At 54.9% G+C, this 17,162-nt stretch carries 16 protein-coding genes; 14 read left to right on the top strand and 2 right to left on the bottom strand.

Annotated features, from left to right (window positions below):
- Positions 1–144: 144 nt before the first annotated feature.
- From AC5TBW_RS16650 to AC5TBW_RS16715, 14 genes are all read left to right on the top strand, one after another.
- Entirely contained in the window at positions 145–603 is a 459-nt protein-coding gene (locus AC5TBW_RS16650; protein WP_495509628.1) for a DUF2170 family protein, read from the top strand.
- Positions 604–686: 83 nt separating this feature from the next.
- The gene (locus tag AC5TBW_RS16655; RefSeq protein ID WP_495509629.1) at positions 687–1,382 is read left to right on the top strand and encodes a PspA/IM30 family protein; all 696 of its coding nucleotides are present in this window, start codon (positions 687–689) and stop codon (positions 1,380–1,382) included.
- A 36-nt stretch (positions 1,383–1,418) separates the two neighbouring features.
- Positions 1,419–2,141 (top strand): DUF2491 family protein, encoded by a 723-nt coding sequence (locus AC5TBW_RS16660; protein WP_495509630.1) that lies wholly within the window; start codon positions 1,419–1,421, stop codon positions 2,139–2,141.
- Between the two features lie 55 nt (positions 2,142–2,196).
- Complete coding sequence (locus AC5TBW_RS16665) at positions 2,197–2,610, top strand: DUF350 domain-containing protein (protein ID WP_336273899.1); 414 nt, start codon at positions 2,197–2,199, stop codon at positions 2,608–2,610.
- Positions 2,611–2,636: 26 nt separating this feature from the next.
- Positions 2,637–3,245: a DUF1190 domain-containing protein gene (locus AC5TBW_RS16670; protein WP_495509631.1), complete on the top strand. Its 609-nt coding sequence runs from the start codon at positions 2,637–2,639 to the stop codon at positions 3,243–3,245.
- A gap of 18 nt (positions 3,246–3,263) precedes the next feature.
- Positions 3,264–4,430 (top strand): glutathionylspermidine synthase family protein, encoded by a 1,167-nt coding sequence (locus AC5TBW_RS16675; protein ID WP_495509632.1) that lies wholly within the window; start codon positions 3,264–3,266, stop codon positions 4,428–4,430.
- 229 nt (positions 4,431–4,659) lie between these two features.
- Positions 4,660–6,696, top strand: a complete 2,037-nt coding sequence (locus AC5TBW_RS16680; RefSeq protein WP_495509633.1) for a methyl-accepting chemotaxis protein — start codon at positions 4,660–4,662, stop codon at positions 6,694–6,696.
- Between the two features lie 23 nt (positions 6,697–6,719).
- Complete coding sequence (gene cheB / locus AC5TBW_RS16685; protein ID WP_495509634.1) at positions 6,720–7,787, top strand: chemotaxis-specific protein-glutamate methyltransferase CheB; 1,068 nt, start codon at positions 6,720–6,722, stop codon at positions 7,785–7,787.
- Complete coding sequence (locus AC5TBW_RS16690; RefSeq protein WP_495509635.1) at positions 7,784–9,205, top strand: CheR family methyltransferase; 1,422 nt, start codon at positions 7,784–7,786, stop codon at positions 9,203–9,205. The genes cheB and AC5TBW_RS16690 overlap by 4 nt, the downstream gene beginning before the upstream one ends.
- Before the next feature lies 1 nt (position 9,206).
- Positions 9,207–11,354, top strand: coding sequence for a hybrid sensor histidine kinase/response regulator (locus tag AC5TBW_RS16695; RefSeq protein WP_495509636.1), 2,148 nt, complete (start codon positions 9,207–9,209; stop codon positions 11,352–11,354).
- 42 nt (positions 11,355–11,396) lie between these two features.
- A complete protein-coding gene (locus AC5TBW_RS16700; protein WP_495509637.1) occupies positions 11,397–11,753 on the top strand; it encodes a response regulator in 357 nt (118 codons plus the stop codon).
- Between the two features lie 84 nt (positions 11,754–11,837).
- The gene (locus AC5TBW_RS16705) at positions 11,838–13,511 is read left to right on the top strand and encodes a diguanylate cyclase (protein ID WP_336273907.1); all 1,674 of its coding nucleotides are present in this window, start codon (positions 11,838–11,840) and stop codon (positions 13,509–13,511) included.
- Positions 13,501–14,061, top strand: a complete 561-nt coding sequence (locus tag AC5TBW_RS16710; RefSeq protein WP_495509638.1) for a chemotaxis protein CheW — start codon at positions 13,501–13,503, stop codon at positions 14,059–14,061. Before AC5TBW_RS16705 ends, AC5TBW_RS16710 begins: the two co-directional genes overlap by 11 nt.
- A gap of 7 nt (positions 14,062–14,068) precedes the next feature.
- Positions 14,069–14,482: a hypothetical protein gene (locus AC5TBW_RS16715; protein WP_495511980.1), complete on the top strand. Its 414-nt coding sequence runs from the start codon at positions 14,069–14,071 to the stop codon at positions 14,480–14,482.
- On the opposite strand, the gene AC5TBW_RS16720 is transcribed toward AC5TBW_RS16715, so the two are convergent.
- On the bottom strand, positions 14,479–15,684 hold the full coding sequence (locus tag AC5TBW_RS16720) for a molybdopterin molybdotransferase MoeA (RefSeq protein ID WP_495509639.1): 1,206 nt from the start codon (positions 15,682–15,684) through the stop codon (positions 14,479–14,481). The two genes, AC5TBW_RS16715 and AC5TBW_RS16720, sit on opposite strands and share 4 nt — an antisense overlap.
- Before the next feature lie 209 nt (positions 15,685–15,893).
- Positions 15,894–17,162 carry a hydroxymethylglutaryl-CoA reductase, degradative gene (locus tag AC5TBW_RS16725; RefSeq protein WP_495509640.1) on the bottom strand — a complete coding sequence of 423 codons (1,269 nt, stop codon included), beginning with the start codon at positions 17,160–17,162 and terminating at the stop codon, positions 15,894–15,896.

A 17,162-nucleotide genomic window follows, 5' to 3' on the forward strand; every position in this document is an offset into this window, starting at 1 on the left:
TTGCCCATCCTGCCAGCATACTCTGCTGCCCTTTTTTGCCCCGCCGCGTGCGGGGCTTTTAGCAGGGCTTTGCTGGGAAAAGGAACCATTTGCTCTCCTAAGTGTTAAGGTGAAACTACTTAACGAACGATGGAGCAAATCACCTTGACTACGCCTACCGTCACGAGCGGCATCACTGCCAGCGAACTCTATAAGTTGGTCACCCAGCCAGCCTCCGCCAGCAGCGGAAATGCGACCCTTGAATGGCCCGAAGCGACCATTAGCCTGGATGAGGCGAATCAGACGCTGATCTGGGAGCTCAACGACTACGGCAACTTGCCGATTACCCTCTCGCGCAGTGAAAATGAGTGGATCGCCATGTCGCCCATAGTGGCCGTGAACAGCGTCAAAAACGCCGCCGAACTTAACGACGTCTTACTGCGCCAGGGCATTTCGTTACCGCTGGCTTCCGTGGGTATTGTCGAAATCGACGGACACGACTTTTATGTGGCTTACGGGCAGCTGTTTGGCGACTCCAAACTTGAATCAATTTGTGCCGAACTGCACGCCACGGCCAGTGCGGCCATGGACGTCGCCGAACTGATACAAACGCACTTCGCCTAACGTTTACCCATTGTTCGTCTATTCTCCCAACTACCGTTATCCATTAGTGTCACCACCCAGGTGACGTATAAGCGAGATTATTTATGTTAAGCAAAATAATGACCGCCCTGCGTGGCAAAGCGACTGAAACCGGTCAAACAGTGGTAGATTCCCAGGCGCTGCGCATTTTAGACCAGGAAATCCGCGACTCGGAAAATCACCTGAGCCAGTCTAAAACCGAGCTCACCCGCTTGATGGGCCAGCGCCAACTAAACAGCAATAAAGCCGATACGCTGGAAAGCAAAATCGCCGAGCTGGAAAAAAGCGCCGAAGCCGCGCTGGATAAAGGCGAGGAAGCACTCGCGGTGGAAGTGGCTGAGCGCATGGTAGCGTTGCAGGATGACCTGGAAGCCGAGCGCGCGATTGTGAGCGAGTACGATGCCAGCATTGAAAAACTGCGCAGCGCAATTCGCGGCACCGACAACCAGCTTCGCCAGCTCAAACAGCAGGTGAGCGTGGTGAAAGCCACCGAGTCAGCGCAAAAGGCCCAGTCTGCCGTCGCGTCTCGCCATTCAGGCCAGAACAGCGCCATGAGCAGCGCCATGGAGTCACTGGAGCGCATTAAAGAGCGCCAGCAGCTTAACTCGGCACAAATGAAGGCCGCAGACGAGATGGCTGCGGAAGAGAGCGGTAGCTCGCTGGAAGCACGCCTGAAATCAGCGGGCATCGGCGGCACGCAGCGCAAAGCAGACGATGTATTAGCGCGCCTGAAAGCAAAGAAAAGCGCTCCACAAGAGTAAGTTCTCTCTTCAACAAGCTCATTAGCGAGGCAGGCCATGCTTAACAACCTGAAAGCACTTTTTCGCGCTACCACGCAGAAGCAGCCCGAGCAGGCAGCGGGCCGCCCGGTAGCGGCGGGCCTGCCCATGAGCGTCAGCCAGGAAGATCTAGAAGGCCTGCGACTGGATGGTCGCGTCAATATTAAGCTGATTGGCCTGCGCGCCCATGCCGATGCGCTGTTTCGCTGGGACGACGATGCCTATCATCACATTGCCGCCGTCGGGCATGTCGATCTAGGCCAGGGTGCGCATCTCGTACGCTTCTATCTGGACAACGACACCTGGCTACAGGCCAACATTGAGAACGGCCAGGTGCTTGAATATAAGCTGTTCGACTTTTACCGTGTTGCCCATCTCTCGGATGCCGAATTTGATAATTTGATCAACGGTGAAGATAAGCAGCCCGACAGCATCGGCGCCCAAACTGTCTCGCTCACCTCAACCACTGAGGAAGCGCGCAGTTGCACCTATCAGCGAGTTTGGGGGAATGGCGACAGCCTGTGGTCGCCGCCGGTGGTTTTCGAAGAGCAGGTAATGACCACCGAGAGCGTGTCAGCCCGCCATGTGACCCACCATGCAATGCTCTATGAGCGTACCATCGAAGGCACCGAGCGCATGGAGTACCTGCTGATGAGCGCTGAAAATGATGACGAAGGCAGCTTTATGGTGGTGCACAACGTGGGGGTAGATGTAGCCTCCGTCGATATCGACGCCATGTAATCATTACCGCCGTTCTTTAAATACGTTTTACCTACGACAAAAGGAAACCACCACCATGGTGAACTACCTGTACGGCTTGCCGTCATTTATCGCCTATCTAGTGACCGCGATTTTACTGCTCGCCGCTTTTATGTACTGCTACAGTCGCATCACTCCGCATCACGAGTGGACGCTGATTCGTGAAGGTAACGCAGCCGCCGCTTCTGCCTACGGCGGCTCCATTCTTGGCTTTACCATTCCGCTTTACAGCGCAATGGCGCACTCGATCAACTTTATCGATTTTGTGCTCTGGGGCATCGTCGCCTTTATCGTTCAGTTAGCCACCTTCTTTGGCGTTAAGCTGTTTTTGCGCAAGCAGGGTGAAAGCCTGTCTCAGCACATTACCGAAGGCCATCAGGCCTACGGCATTTTAATGGCCAGTGTGGCCGTGGCAGTCGGCTTGCTCAACGCCGCTTCGATGACTTGGTAACGACGACGTGGTAAAGGAGAGCCCGAATGTCTAAACACGATCACACTCCCCATTTGCCCCGCCGCAAGCGCAGCGGGCGTTTAACTCTGGCGATGATGGGCGCCAGCGCCTTTGGTCTTACTGCCTGTGGCCAGCCGCCCCAGGAAGAGCAAATCACCGAGATCGAATTTGACGAGCCGCGCAGCTTTCAGAGCGTTGAGGATTGCGTTGCTGAGAATGTCTATACCCGTAGCGCCTGCGAAGACGCTTATGAAGCCTCTTTAGAGTCGGTGCCGCGCTATAGCACCCTGGAAGAGTGCGAAGCTGAGAATGGTGAAGGCGCTTGTACCGCGCCAACTGAAGAGCAGTCTCAAGCGGCGACGGGTAGCACCGGTGGCAGTTGGTTCATGCCTGCCATGATGGGTTATATGGTCGGCAGCATGATGTCCAACACCAACCGTGGACGCTCCTTCGAGCGGGTTTACCAGGAGCCGGTGTACCGCAATCGTCAAAACCAGGGCAATTGGAACACCGCTACCAATCAGGCCACCCAGCGCGTTACTCAGCGTAATGATGCCATGCGCAGCTCAGTGGCGACCTCTCAACGCCGAGGTTTTGGCTCGCGCTCTTCGGCCCGGGGCGGCTGGGGCTCCTAGCTATCACCGGATACCAACATGCTGCGAATTGATATCCCTGAACGAAGCAACTGGAAAGCCCTGGCCCACGAGCTGGGCTTTCATTTTCACACCATCGACGGGGAGCCTTACTGGAAAGAGGACGCCTACTACCAGTTCACCCTAGAGCAGGTGGAGCGTGACATTGAAGGGCCTACCGAGGCGGTGCATGAGATGTGCATGGAGCTGGTGGATAAGGTCTGCCACTCCAATGCACTTATGCAGCGTTTGGCGCTGCCCGAGCATATGTGGGACAGCATCCACAACTCGTGGAAGTCGGGTCAGCCGCACCTCTACGGGCGGATGGATTTTGCCTATTCAGGCGATGGCCCGGCGAAACTGCTGGAGCTCAACTACGACACCCCTACTTCGCTCTACGAAGCGGGCTTTTTTCAGTGGGTATGGCTTGAGCAGGCCATCGAGCAAGGTATCCTGCCGCGCCACGCGGATCAGTACAACTCGATCCAAGAGCGGCTGATCAATGCCATGGCCCACCTTGGTGATCGCATTGAAGCGCGCATGCTCTACTTCTCTTGCATCAAAGATAACGCTGAAGAGCGTGCCACCGTGCACTACTTGCAGGATGTGGCGGTGCAGGCGGGTCTTAAGGCGCCGTTTATCTACACCGAAGATATTGGCCTGCGGCCCGGTGCCGAGCACTTCGTTGATCTGGATAATCAACCCATTCACGCACTGTTCAAACTCTACCCGTGGGAAGAGATGGCCGACGATGCCTTCGGCGAATATATCCCGAAGCTAAACACCCACTGGTTTGAGCCCCCTTGGAAAGCGATTCTGTCCAACAAGGGCATTCTCCCCCTGCTATGGGAGCATTTTGAGGGCCACCCCAATCTGCTACCGGCATTTTTCGAGGATGCCAATAGCCCGCCGCTGCCAGCAGGCTGGGTGCGCAAGCCATTCTTCTCTCGAGAAGGCAGCAACGTTGAATTGATCACACCAGCCGGCCATCGCGAGGCAGTAGACGGCCCCTATACTGACAGCCCCTGGATTCGCCAGGCCTATCACCCCATGCCCCGCTTTGGTAATAACCACGCGTTAATTGGCAGCTGGGTGGTGGGCGACCGCGCTTGTGGCATGGGCATTCGCGAAGACGTTGGCCGGATTACCAAAGACTCCTCCTGCTTTGTGCCCCACGCGATTGTATAAAAGCAAAGACTAAATCCCTCCGACAAACGCTGGACATCGCTACCGAAAAAAGCTGAAATCGAGGTTACTAATTTGGGGGTTACTCTAAAGAGCAGATCTAATGAGCCGATCTAATCAATAGAGTAGCACTCACCTCTTCACCTTTATTACCCTGAGCGTTACCCAACAGCGTTGATGCGAGTCTTGCCGCGTCTTCAGGGACACCGTTTACTTTGGAGCAACGGCGAATATGATGGCGCGCTGGAAACATCTACCCCTACGGCTTCGGCTATTTCTCTCTTTTGGAACGGTGCTCGCGCTTGCAATGCTGTTGGCGCTCTACCTTCAGGCTCGAACCCATAGTCAGGCGCGGCTTGATAATCTGCTAAATAATGAGCTGCCTGCTCAAATCGAAGGGCTTGCTGCCCATATCAACCTCAGCCTCAGTCAGGACTTAGCCGTTTCTGAGAGCCTCGCTAACAGCTACTTTATTGAGCAGTGGGTACAGGAGGGCATGCCCCAAGAGCGCCAGGATGAGATCACGACTTATCTCTCGCGTTTGATGGCACAGCTGGATACGGAACTGCTCTTTATTGCCGCTCAATACCAGAGCAGGGGCTACTATTTTCAATTGCGCGACGGTGAATTTCTTCAGCGTATTATCCAACCGCCGGGTAACGAAGACGACTGGTATTACCGCTTCACGGAAGGTAATGCCATGTACGAGTTGAATTTGGATAGCGATACCTTTTCAACCGATGAAGCCTTTGTATATGTTAATTACCGCAGTGTGGCAAATGCAGCCAACGGTCGACCGCTGGTAGTGGCAGGCGCAGGGCTTGATCTTTCTGACATGGCCATGCTTATTGAAGACTTTCGGCTAGGTGACGATGGTCGCGCTTCTCTGCTGAGTGCTGAAGGTGAGATGCTCGTTCACAGTGGTGAAACCATTAGTAGTGTTGACGTAGCGGAGGCCCTACCCCCACAAGCAGCGCAGCGCCTGCAACGTGACGAACAGCTGCAAGTAGACGAGATTGAGCGCGACGGCCAAACCCTACTGATCAGCACACGCTGGATACCGGAATTGCAGCGCTACCTCATGGTTGAAGTCAATAAAGAGGCGTACTTGGCGTCTACCCGCGAGCGCTTCCTGGCGTCCAGCGGTATAGGACTGCTCATTTTGCTAGCAGGTTTGTTGGTGCTCTACCCGCTAACGGGGAGACTTATTCGCCCATTGATTGATTTTCAGGGTCAGCTTAAAGACATTACTCACAGTTTGGATCTATCGCGGCGGGTCAGTACCGACGACAAAGCGGAGCTGGGCGATTTAGCGGATCAAACCAACGAACTGCTTGAGCGCCTTTCCCGCGCTATTGCTGCGGTAGCCAAGAACTCCCAGGCGCTGACGCACGTAGCGGAGCGTTTGGCAAAAACCGCAGGGCTTTCGGGTGTGCACGGTAGTGATATTCACCATGAAGCTAGCCAAACCATGGCAGCTGCCGTTGAAGAGATGGCGTCGTCGGTGGCTGAAATCACCTCAACGATGGAAGAGCTTTCCACCTCATCCACCCAAATAGCCGATCACTCCCAGTCGGTGGTAGATGTCGCCAACCAAACGTTAGAGCGTAGCCGTAAAGGCAGCACTGCTATGCAGCTTCTGCAGTCGAAAATGCAGGATATCCGTAGCGACAGCGAGCAGAGCCTCGCCGAAATAATGACCCTCGGAGCTAAATCCAAACAGATTAATAAGGTCATGGAACTGATCAACACATTGGCAGCCCAGACCAAACTGATCGCCTTTAATGCCGCGCTGGAAGCCTCAAGCGCAGGCGAGTCTGGACGCCGCTTTTCAGTGGTGGCCAATGAAATACGCCGCTTAGCTGACAGTGTGACGGACTCTACGCAGGAAATTGAAAAGCATACCGATGATATCCAGACGGCGATCAATCGTTTGGTGGTCGCGTCTGAAAAAGGCGCCTCTTCTATTGAGCAAGGCGTTGAGGCAAGTATGAGCACCGCTCAAGATCTGGAAGCGCTGCTCAAAGCGGCCAGCCAAACCAGCAGCGCGGCACAGCAGATATCGCTCTCTACTCAGCAGCAAAAAACCGCCAGTAGCCAGGTGGTCATGGCTCTGCGTGATATCGATACGGCCAGTTCTCGTAATGCGCACTCGGTGCGCAGCATTACCGACATTAGCCAGGACATGATTGATATGTCGATCGAACTCAACGCGCTGGTGCAGGAGTTCACCATCGCTCAGGCAAAAACAGTTAACAACGATAAATAAAAAACCGCTGATTAGGATATCGGATGAGTGTAATTCGGGTAGTCATTGCCGACGACAGCCAAGTAGCCCGCGACGTGCTACGCGATATTCTCAGCCGAGACGGTGACATTGACATCGTCGGGGAAGCCACTAACGGCCGTGAGGCTGTTGAGCTGGCCAGACGTTTAGCGCCGCAGCTAATCACCATGGACCTCAACATGCCGGTGATGGATGGCCTAAGCGCCATCGAAGAGATCATGTACACCAAAGGCGTACCGATTTTGGTGATTAGTGACCGCTCCGATGCTCAAACGGCCTACCACGCGCTAGAAGTAGGCGCACTAGAAGTCATGCCAAAACCATCTCTGGATGAGGCAGACGCCGAACGTCTGTTAGAGCGGGTTCGCCTACTGGCGGGGGTATCGGTGATTACTCGCTTGCGCCGGCGTTGCACGCTTTCCTCACCAACAACATCGGTTCACTCGACACTGATGACGCCACTGCGAGGTGTACCTCGCGATTTTAAGCACGTTATCGCGATTGCTTGCTCTACCGGCGGCCCACAAGCATTAGTACGCGTGCTGCGGACACTACCCGACGGTTTTCCAGCACCCATTGTGATTGCTCAGCACATCAGTCATGGATTTATTGGCGGCATGGCCCAATGGCTGGCATCGCTGTGTGCCTTGCCAGTCAGTGTCGGCCAGGAAGGCGAGCAATTGCGCCCTGGGCATATTTACTTATCGCCATCAGAAAGTGATTTATGCGTGACGCCACGCCATCGCTTCCAGCTTCAACCCAGCCCCGAAAGCTCACTTTACCATCCCAGCTGCGATGTACTGCTGCAAAGCGTCGCCGAAGTCTATGGCGGTGATGCGATTGGCATTATTTTGACTGGTATGGGGCGTGACGGCGTTAATGGCATGCGGGCGATCTCTCAGGCAGGCGGCACCACCTTTGCGCAAGATGAAGCCAGTTCAGTGATATACGGCATGAATCAAGAAGCGGTTAAAGCAGGCGTCATTCAGTATGAATTGCCGCTCGATAGCCTGCCTAACCGGCTTTTACGTGCGGTACTCGGTCATCATGGCCGACCGGAGCCCTTCGCATGAGCACCTTTGCCGCTTTTAAAACCCTGGTATATCAACGCTGCGGATTACACCTGGAGGGTTTAGCCGAAGCTCGGCTATTTCGGGCAGTCGCCAGTTTACAAGCCGCCACAGGACTCACTAACACCTCGCAGTTACTTGCGCTTTTAACCCGCGACCAAACACTATTTGACCATTTTGTCAGTCAACTGACGGTTAACGAAACGTACTTTTGTCGCGAGCCAGACGCCTTAAACTGGTTGATTGACACTTATCTCCCTGAGCGTTTAGCCACTGAAAATGGCCCCATCTCTATCTTCAGTGCTGGCTGCTCTTCTGGCGAAGAGCCCTATAGCATCGCCATGATGCTATATGAGTGCTTTGGAGAACGAGCCAAAACGCTATTTAACATCTCAGGCGGCGACCTTGATCAACAAGTTCTCGCTAAGGCCCGCCAAGCCGTGTATGGCGGCATGGCGTTTCGCGCCCTCTCGCCCACCTTTAAAGAGCGTTACTTTTGCCCTCACCAGGGGCGCTTTAAGCTCCGCGAATCACTGCGCCAATGGGTTACCTTTCACTCCTTCAATCTATTAAACGCCGCAGAGACCCACCCAGGCGGTCCTTTCGATGTCATTCTCTTTCGCAATGTATCGATCTATTTTGATCAGCAGACTCGGCGTCAAATTCATCAGCAGCTCAGCCAGTTACTGGCGCCCAATGGCATTTTACTCTGCGGGGTCACCGAAACCCTGGGGAATGATCTAGGCGTGTTTGAGCTCACCGAAGCCCAGGGAGTTTTTTATTTTCGTCATCCAGAGAAGTCCATATCAATGCCAGTCGCTCCCTCTCCGCCCGCTTTGCTCGCGATGGGTAATTCGACTAATGGCAGTGCTGATGTCAGTGAGAACGCGAGCGAAGGGTTAGCCAGCGGCACTGGCTTACCCCCCAATACGTCAATGGAGTTCGCAACGCAAAGTGAACGAGCTGACAGCCTCACCCACCAGTTGCACACCGCCCATCGGTTGCTCAATCAAAACGCTTTTGATGACGCCGCCAAGCTACTTGAGGCCCTGCTTCAGCAACAGCCGTGGTCAATCGATGCGCTGGTACTGGCCGGGTTAGTCTCTCGCTGGCAGCACGAGCCTGAGCTCGCCTACGACTACTTTAAACGGGCTATTTATGCAGCCCCGGAGTGCTGGCCTGCACACTTCTATTTAGCTGAACTTTATCGCCAGGGCGAACTGACCGATGCGCCCTTACAGCAACAACGTTGCTATGCCGCCGTCGTTCGTCTATTAACAGCCGCGCCCACCGCGAGTGGCGGGTTAGAGACCATCGACCCACCGCTACCACCAGGCGATGCGCGCTTTTTAGCTGAGCGCTATTTAAAAGCGGTTAACATTAGACTGGCAACGACCAGCAACGCACAGGGAGTGGGTTAATATGGCGCTGGATATTCGCCGCTTTATACAGCGCTTTGTGGAAGAGGCTGCCGATCACCTCCCCCGGCTGCGCGAAGGGATTAGCGCCTTGGAGCAAGGCAATGCTGATGGTGAACAGATCAACGAGCTGTTCCGCGCCGCACATACGCTAAAAGGCTCATCGCGCATGCTAAAACTGGTGCCCATTACGGCGCTGGCGCACAGCACTGAAGAGCTGCTCAGCGCCTTGCGGGACGGCACCCTAATCTCAACACCGGCGGTCACCAGCCTGCTTAGTCAGGCAGTGGATGGACTTTCGGACTTGGTTAGCCAATTAGCGGATGGGGTGACAGGGGAAGCGTTACCCGCAGCTGATCAAGCGCTGTGTAGCGCGCTTGAAAACGCAGCTCATGGCCACGCCCCTGTCGTCGACATCGAACCGAGCCCCCCGGTACCTCTTACGCCTTCGTCCTCGACTGCGGCGTCAAGCCAAACATCACCCCAACCGATCAATACGTCTTCCAGCCCCTCTGGAGTAGCGACCGAGAGCGAACTACGCCTGAGCGATACCGTGCGAGTTCGCCTGGATCGCCTGGATGATGTGATTCGCTTAATGGGTGAAGTACTGTCAGGCCACCATCATTTGCACTCTCTGGTTGACCAAGCGCGAGAGCTTAGCACTTCTCTCCCCGCTGAGCAGCAGGCGCCGTTTCAAGCGTTTAACCGTGAGCTAAAAGATAGCGTTTTAACCCATGACTCGCTCATGAGCGATCTGCATGACCGGGCATTGCAAATGCGCATGCTGCCGCTAAGCGTGGTGTTTGATCCCCTGGCGCATATGTCGCGTGAGCTGGCTCAGTCGCTTGGCAAACAGGTCGACTGTCGCGTGCGTGGAAGCGAAATCGAGCTGGATCGCCAGATGATCGACCGCTTGTCAGACCCCCTCATCCACCTGCTGCGTAATGCCTTGGATCATGGCTTAGAGCCCCCTGCAGAACGTAAGGCGACAGGCAAACCACCTCGCGGCCAGTTGGTTATTGAAGCGTGGCAGGACGCTGGCTGGGTGGTGGTTGAGATGCATGATGACGGCGCGGGTATTTCGCTTGAAGCGGTGCGCCAAAAAGCGCTCGCCAAACAGCTAGTCAGCGAAGAACAGTTGAACACGCTAAGCGAACAGGAAACGCTTGAGCTGATTTTTCTGCCCGGCTTCTCTACCAAAAGTATGATTACCGATTTTTCTGGTCGCGGCGTAGGGATGGATGTGGTGAAACGCACCGTCGTGGATGAGCTTAACGGGGATTTACAGCTTGCCAGCGAACAGGGGCGCGGCACGCGCTTTACCCTACGGCTGCCGCTTTCGCTGGCGATGATGCGGGTACTGCTGGTCAGTGTCGGTAGCGTCAAGCTTGGTGTAACGGCGCCTTACGTATCGGAACTCGTCGAGTGCTCAACCGACTCATTCATTGATGCTGCTGGCCAGCGCACACTGATTTTGCGCAATGAGTTTGTGCCTGTCGTCTCGCTGGCTAGCCTGTTAGAGCTTCCCACTACGAACGTTACCGACACCACCTTGCTGCTGGTCGTTCATCAACGCCACCAGAAGCTCGCTCTCATCATAGATTCACTGATTGATGAGCGCGATATGGTGATCAAGCCACTCCCTGGACATCTACGCCATTTGCCCCTGGTGTCGGGCATGGTGTCCATGGGACGCAATGCGTTGGTGAGCCTGTTACACGTGCCCGCTTTATTGGAGGTAACACGACGCAGTACGCTTCGCCCTAGTGCTGAGCGCACCGCTACCGCACAACGGATTTTGGTGGTCGACGACTCGCTGAATACCCGCGAAATAGAAAAAGATGTGCTCGAAGCGTGGGGCTATCATGTCACTCTGGCCGAAAATGGTCGCGACGGCTTGGCTAAAGCGCTGGCCGAGCCGTTTGATGCCGTACTCACCGATGTCGAGATGCCGGTAATGGATGGCTTTGCGCTGACCGCCCGACTGCGCGAAAATGAGGTTTATCGTTATCGACCGATTATAATTATCACCTCGCGGGAAAAAGAGTCCGATCGTCGGCGCGGCATAGAAGTCGGGGCTGATGCCTATATCGTCAAAGGCAGCTTTGATCAAAATAATTTAGTAGAGACGCTCCAAGCCCTGCTGGGCTAACCGTGAGTGTTACTTAAAGAACCACTAACACGAGGTCATGGCATGCACATTCTGGTCGTAGACGACGATCCGCTTGCAGGGGAAATGACGGCAGCTCTGCTGGAATCACAAGGTCATGAAACCTTACTAGCCAACGACGCGATGGAAGCTGTTGATCAATTAAACAACCACAGCGATATCGGGTTAATTGTCAGCGATATGCATATGCCGCTGATCAGCGGGTTAACGCTACTGGCGATGCTGCGTGAGCAAGATAATCAGCTGCCGTTTATTTTACTCTCCGGAGATACACCGGATGCGGCATTGCGCCAGACGCCCGGCCTTAATGCCTGTTTGAGCAAAGACGCCGAACTGGCTGACAACCTGGAAGCCGCCGTCAAACAGGCCCTAGGCAGCTAAGGGACAGCTAGTACCACTAGATGCGATGGAATGGATATAGGATGGAATGGATCGCCGCTTTCGATCACTCACGCAGGTAGTTTGATGTCTAAGCCCGCCCCCTCGCTGCACGATAAGCTGAACCAGCTTCGTGAGCGCTTTATTGAGCAACTGCCCCACCGCTTAGCTCAAACCGCTGTGCAGTGGCAGCAAAGCCGTAACTCGGAGGAAGAGCAGACGCGGCTTGCGCCAGAGCTGCACCGTTTCTTTCACAGTCTAAAAGGCACCGGTCGCTCACTGGGCTTTGAACGGTTAGCCCTGCTCGCCGACCAAGCTGAAACGGCCCTGACCTCCTGCCCCACACGCAGCGATATCGATACCTATATCACTCAGCTTCTACAACAGATGGAGCGTGAGCAGCAGCACTTGCGTTCTCATCATGGCCAGCAGCAAGCCCTGGCGGCAGTGAATAGCTTCGAGCTTACCAACCAAGCAGAGCCGCTACGCAATAAACGCCAGCGGCTTATTTACTTATGTGATGACGAACCAGAACAGGTCAGTCACCTTATTCATCATCTGCGCTGTTTTGGTCATGAAGTCGTCCAGTTTATTGACACAGGGACTTTCTTTAATGCCGTTCTCACCCGCCGTCCCGATGCGGTGATTATGGATGTACACTTCCCCCAAGGCCAAACCGCCGGTACGGAAACCTTAACCAGTTTGAACAAGCTAACCGGCGAGCCGCTTCCCGCTATCGTGCTATCAGCCCATGGCGATTTTCACTCGCGCCTTAGCGCCGTTCGCGCTGGCTGCGGTGGCTACTTTACCAAGCCGGTGAAACCGCTGGATCTGATGCTCGCCGTGGATGAACTCACTGCCCCAGCGGCGGATGAACCGCTGAAAGTGCTTATTGTCGATGATGAGCCCGAAGTAGCTGCCTATCACGCCTTGCTGCTTGAGGAAGCCAGCATGATTGTGCAGCAGGTGCACCACCCTGCCGATGCACTCAATGCATTAGAACGCTTTAGCCCTGATTTAGTGCTGGTCGATGTGTATATGCCCGTGTGTTCGGGTGAAGAACTGGCAACGATTATTCGTCAGCAGCCAGAGCACGTTGGGCTACCGATTATTTATCTCTCCAGCGAGACCGATAGCCAAAAGCAGATTTCCGCCATGGCTGCCGGCGTTGAAGCGTTTCTTACCAAACCCGTACAGCCCGAAGAATTAGTCTCTGCTGTGCGGCTGCGCGCCGAACGCCTTCGCCTGCTGCGTTCATTAATGACCCGCGACAGCATGACCGGGCTTTATAACCACAGTACGACGACCGACCTGATCACGAAAACCCTCTCGCAGGCACACCGCGAAGAGAACCAGCACGCCATGGCCATGATTGATATTGATCATTTCAAACAGGTGAATGATACCCATGGTCACCTAGCGGGGGACCAAGTCATCATCACACTGGCCAGGTTATTGAAAAGCCGTCTGCGGCTCTCCGATATTATTGGACGCTATGGCGGTGAAGAGTTTGTCGTGCTGTTGAAAGGCATTAGTGCGGAGAAGGCCGCTGGGTTAATCGACAGCTTGCGCGAAGACTTCTCGCTGGTCGACTTTCATGCCGGTGACGTTCGCTTTCGCTGCACTTTTAGCGCAGGCGTTAGCAGTTTCCCTGCGCAACCGTCGACAGAATCGTTGCGTCTGAACGCCGATCAGGCGCTCTACCGCGCCAAGCGCCTGGGTCGTAATCAGGTAAGTATGGAGCTAGCCGATGAACGCTGAAACCTCTCGCCACAGCCACGCGAATGAACAGCAGCCGATCTCACAGACATTAGAAGAAGCGTTAGCTGCCCACCATGATGACGAAAGCGTAGTAGATGTTGACGAGCCCACCCAACAGCTAGTGCTCTTTCGTATTAATGGCCAGCGTTTTGCTCTGCCTGGTAGTGCAGTCAGTGAGATTTTACCCAGTGATCAGCCCGTCTACTATGTCCCGGGACTACCCGCTTCCACCGAGGGCGTGCTGCACCTACGGGGTAAAATTGAGTCGGTAATAAGTCTGCAGCCACTCCTCGCCTTACCTACCCAGGAAGGCACTCCTAAAGGCATGATTTTATTAGTCAATGCCGCGGGAATTCGTAGCGGCGTAAGAATAGAGCAGCTAGATGATGTTTGTGAAATCGCTCAGAGTCTACTGCAACCACCCCCCGAAACACTCTCCAGTACATTACTTCCCTACGTCAGTGCGTTATGGCAGATCGATGAGCGCCAGGCGCTTGCCTTGCTTGACCCAGAGGCATTGTTTAGCGCCTACCAGCAAGGACTGGGTTAAAGTGCCCATGAATCGTGACCATCATGAGCAAGCTCAAGTCGCCTTGGTGCTATTTTGGGTAGGCCGTTACCGTGCTGCTCTGGAAGCATGTCACGTCCTCGCGATGACCGATCACCCTGCGTCACTGCGCACTGCCAATGCTCACTCGCTGCTTGATGAAGAGAGTGGCGATGCCCCCCAACCTAGCCGCTGGTTAACCTTGCGCGATACTCAAACAGTCAATGGCCAAGCCGCCAGCACTTGGCAATTGGGCGTGGACGGCGACATCTCGCTTCAGCAACTGCCCGCCAGCATGCTCTATCCGCTGCCTAAGCTGCTGCAATCCCGACGTTTTTCACCGGCGCTATGTGGCTTCACCTTTGAGCAGGAGCAACTAGTGCTTCTGCTGGACGCAAACAAGCTTAGCCTTCACAAGTCCTAGCCCGCCAGCCATAAGCAGCTAATCAAATCGCCTTCTGCTATGTCGCTATTGGCAGGAATCACCGCGAAGGCATCAGCGTTGATACACGACGAAAGCACACCAGAGTTCTGATCCTCAAAGGCCATTGCCGTCACGCCACGGGGCGTAAATTTCAGCCTCACGCGCATATAATGTTCACGCGGGCCGGTAGTCGTGGAAAATCCTGCGCTGGCGGTAATGCTTGGCAACGTTGCGAGCGCAGGGCAGCCCAGCATCGCACCCAGTAGAGGCCGCAAAAAGAGCCACGCGCCCACAAAACCAGAGACTGGATTACCCGGCAAGCCGACAAACCGCGCCTGGCTGCCATCATCGCGAGGCAATCGCCCCAATGCTAGCGGCTTACCGGGACGAATCGCCAGTTTCCACATATCGAGTTGGCCAATCGCTTCCAGCGCTGCTTTGACGTGATCCTCTTCGCCAACACTCACCCCGCCAGTGGTGACCACTAAGTCTGCCTCAGCGGCGGCCGCCGTTAGCAGTGCCACGGTGCGAGCATAGTCATCCGGCACGCTAACGGTACTCACCACCACGGCGCCAAAGTTCTCCAACAGGCGCTTAAGCATCGGCCGGTTGGAGTTGTAGAGCTGACCTGGCTTGAGCGGCGTGCCCGGGTCGATGATCTCATCACCGGTCGACAGCAGCGCCACACGGGGCCGGCGGCGCACACTGACCTGGGTAACCCCTTGCCCCGCCAAATGGCCTAGTGCTGCCGCTTCCAGCCGCTCACCGGCGTTCAGCAACACACTGCCCTGGCGAACATCGCGCCCGCGGCGGCGAACATTATCACCCGCTGGAATATCCGCAGGTATCAGCGCACGCTCACTGTCGCGCCCCACACGCTCCTGCATTACCACGCAGTCGGCACCGGGAGGAATCTCACCGCCGGTAAAAATCCGTGCGCAACTGCCGGGCGCAAGCACCTGAGCCGGTGTGCCTGCCGCAATGCGCTGACTCACCGGTAGCCACTGCCCTGCATCGGCAGCACGCAAGGCATAGCCATCCATCGCGCTGTTATCGAACGGCGGCACATCCATTTGCGCGGTCACGGCCTCAGCAAGCACACGCCCCGCTGCAGCCTCTAGCGAAACGCTTTCTGCACTGAGTGCGCTAACGTCTGACAAAAGCGCTTCCAGTGCGGCTGAAAGCGGCTGTAAATCAGCCATGTTGCCCCCGGTCTGGCGTGACCAGGTTGGCATCAACGAGCTGTATGGAGCTAGGTATTGGCATAACCGCCTCTATAGTAAGAAGTGCAGAAATCATCAAAATCAAGCAGCTTGATAGTATAGACAGGATGCCATGATCAACGGCTAGAAACAGCCCGGCCGCTTATTCTTCCTATAATGAGTGACCTAGTTATGTACATGAAGATAGCTTACTGCCGCATCCCCTTTAGAATTTCTTCCGCTACATCCACTCTTACTTTTCCGTGCGTAACGAGTTCATTAGCCACTTTTTCGATTTCTTCTCCGGTCGCACCTGCCATGACTGCAATGTTTTTTGCGTGGAGCGCCATATGCCCTTTTTGAATGCCAGTCGTTGCTAACGCCTTGAGTGCCGCAAAGTTTTGGGCCAAACCGACTGCCGCAATCGTGCAAGCGAGCCGTTCGGCGGTGGTAATCTTCATGATATCGAGCACAATGCGCGCGGTTGGATGGGAGCGGGTAGCACCGCCTATCAAGCCTACTGCCAGCGGCATTTCGATAGTGCCTGTTAGATTACCCTCGGCATCGGCTTCCCATCGCGTCAATGAACTATATTGTCCTGATCGTGCCGCATAAGCATGGGCGCCCGCTTCAACTGCACGACAATCATTGCCGGTAGCCAACACCACGGCACTCACTCCATTCATGATGCCTTTGTTATGCGTAGCCGCTCGATAGGGATCAACATCGGCAAAGTCGTAGGCAGCTAAAATTCCATCTCGCACCTCGGCCCCGCCAATTTCCCCTAAGGACCATGTTGCGCGCGCTCTTGCTAATCGGCGGTCCGCCAAGTTGGACAGAATACGTAGGTACGTTTTTCCTCCAGTCCATTTAGCAATATAAGGAGCTACGGCTTCCGCCATGGAGTTCACCGCATTAGCCCCCATCGCATCACGGGTATCGACAATCAAGTGCGTAATCACCATTAACCCAGTGCGCCCCTTCAGAATACGCACCTCGATATCACGAAAGCCCCCCCCGTGTTTAAGCAAAACAGGATCGGTTTCATCACAAATCGCTTTGATTTCCGGCTTATGCTCAAGTATTTGCAAGCGGGCGAACTCAGGGTTAGAAACCCCCAATAACTGAACCTGAGCAATCATATATGAGCTCGACAGTTCTGTCGTGAACCCACCGGTAGAACGGCACTGGCGGGCTGCGTTGCAGACAGCAGCAACGACCGACGACTCCTCTGTCGCCATGGGCACAAGTACGTCGTGCCCATCGACCAACATATTGGTCGCTACACCCAACGGAATATTCATCGTACCAATGACATTTTCGATCATTGAGTCGGCAGTAGCTGCATCCAGGTTTCCGGTATTACTCAGATGGCTGATAACGTCGTCGCCCAGGTCAGTAACTTCTACTACTTTCTTTAGACGCTCAGCGGGTGACATTTTGTGTAACCCTGAAATGCGAGAGTTCGTTATATTCAT

This window comes from Vreelandella sp. ssv, assembly GCF_059448525.1.

Excerpts from the sequence above, each read along its gene's own strand:
- AC5TBW_RS16655 (WP_495509629.1), top strand. The coding sequence starts at position 687 with ATGTTAAGCAAAATAATGACCGCCCTGCGTGGCAAAGCGACTGAAACC.
- AC5TBW_RS16660 (WP_495509630.1), top strand. The coding sequence starts at position 1,419 with ATGCTTAACAACCTGAAAGCACTTTTTCGCGCTACCACGCAGAAGCAG.
- AC5TBW_RS16665 (WP_336273899.1), top strand. The coding sequence starts at position 2,197 with ATGGTGAACTACCTGTACGGCTTGCCGTCATTTATCGCCTATCTAGTG.
- AC5TBW_RS16670 (WP_495509631.1), top strand. The coding sequence starts at position 2,637 with ATGTCTAAACACGATCACACTCCCCATTTGCCCCGCCGCAAGCGCAGC.
- AC5TBW_RS16675 (WP_495509632.1), top strand. The coding sequence starts at position 3,264 with ATGCTGCGAATTGATATCCCTGAACGAAGCAACTGGAAAGCCCTGGCC.
- AC5TBW_RS16680 (WP_495509633.1), top strand. The coding sequence starts at position 4,660 with ATGATGGCGCGCTGGAAACATCTACCCCTACGGCTTCGGCTATTTCTC.
- cheB (WP_495509634.1), top strand. The coding sequence starts at position 6,720 with ATGAGTGTAATTCGGGTAGTCATTGCCGACGACAGCCAAGTAGCCCGC.
- AC5TBW_RS16690 (WP_495509635.1), top strand. The coding sequence starts at position 7,784 with ATGAGCACCTTTGCCGCTTTTAAAACCCTGGTATATCAACGCTGCGGA.
- AC5TBW_RS16695 (WP_495509636.1), top strand. The coding sequence starts at position 9,207 with ATGGCGCTGGATATTCGCCGCTTTATACAGCGCTTTGTGGAAGAGGCT.
- AC5TBW_RS16700 (WP_495509637.1), top strand. The coding sequence starts at position 11,397 with ATGCACATTCTGGTCGTAGACGACGATCCGCTTGCAGGGGAAATGACG.
- AC5TBW_RS16705 (WP_336273907.1), top strand. The coding sequence starts at position 11,838 with ATGTCTAAGCCCGCCCCCTCGCTGCACGATAAGCTGAACCAGCTTCGT.
- AC5TBW_RS16710 (WP_495509638.1), top strand. The coding sequence starts at position 13,501 with ATGAACGCTGAAACCTCTCGCCACAGCCACGCGAATGAACAGCAGCCG.
- AC5TBW_RS16715 (WP_495511980.1), top strand. The coding sequence starts at position 14,069 with ATGAATCGTGACCATCATGAGCAAGCTCAAGTCGCCTTGGTGCTATTT.
- AC5TBW_RS16720 (WP_495509639.1), bottom strand. The coding sequence starts at position 15,684 with ATGGCTGATTTACAGCCGCTTTCAGCCGCACTGGAAGCGCTTTTGTCA.
- AC5TBW_RS16725 (WP_495509640.1), bottom strand. The coding sequence starts at position 17,162 with ATGAATATAACGAACTCTCGCATTTCAGGGTTACACAAAATGTCACCC.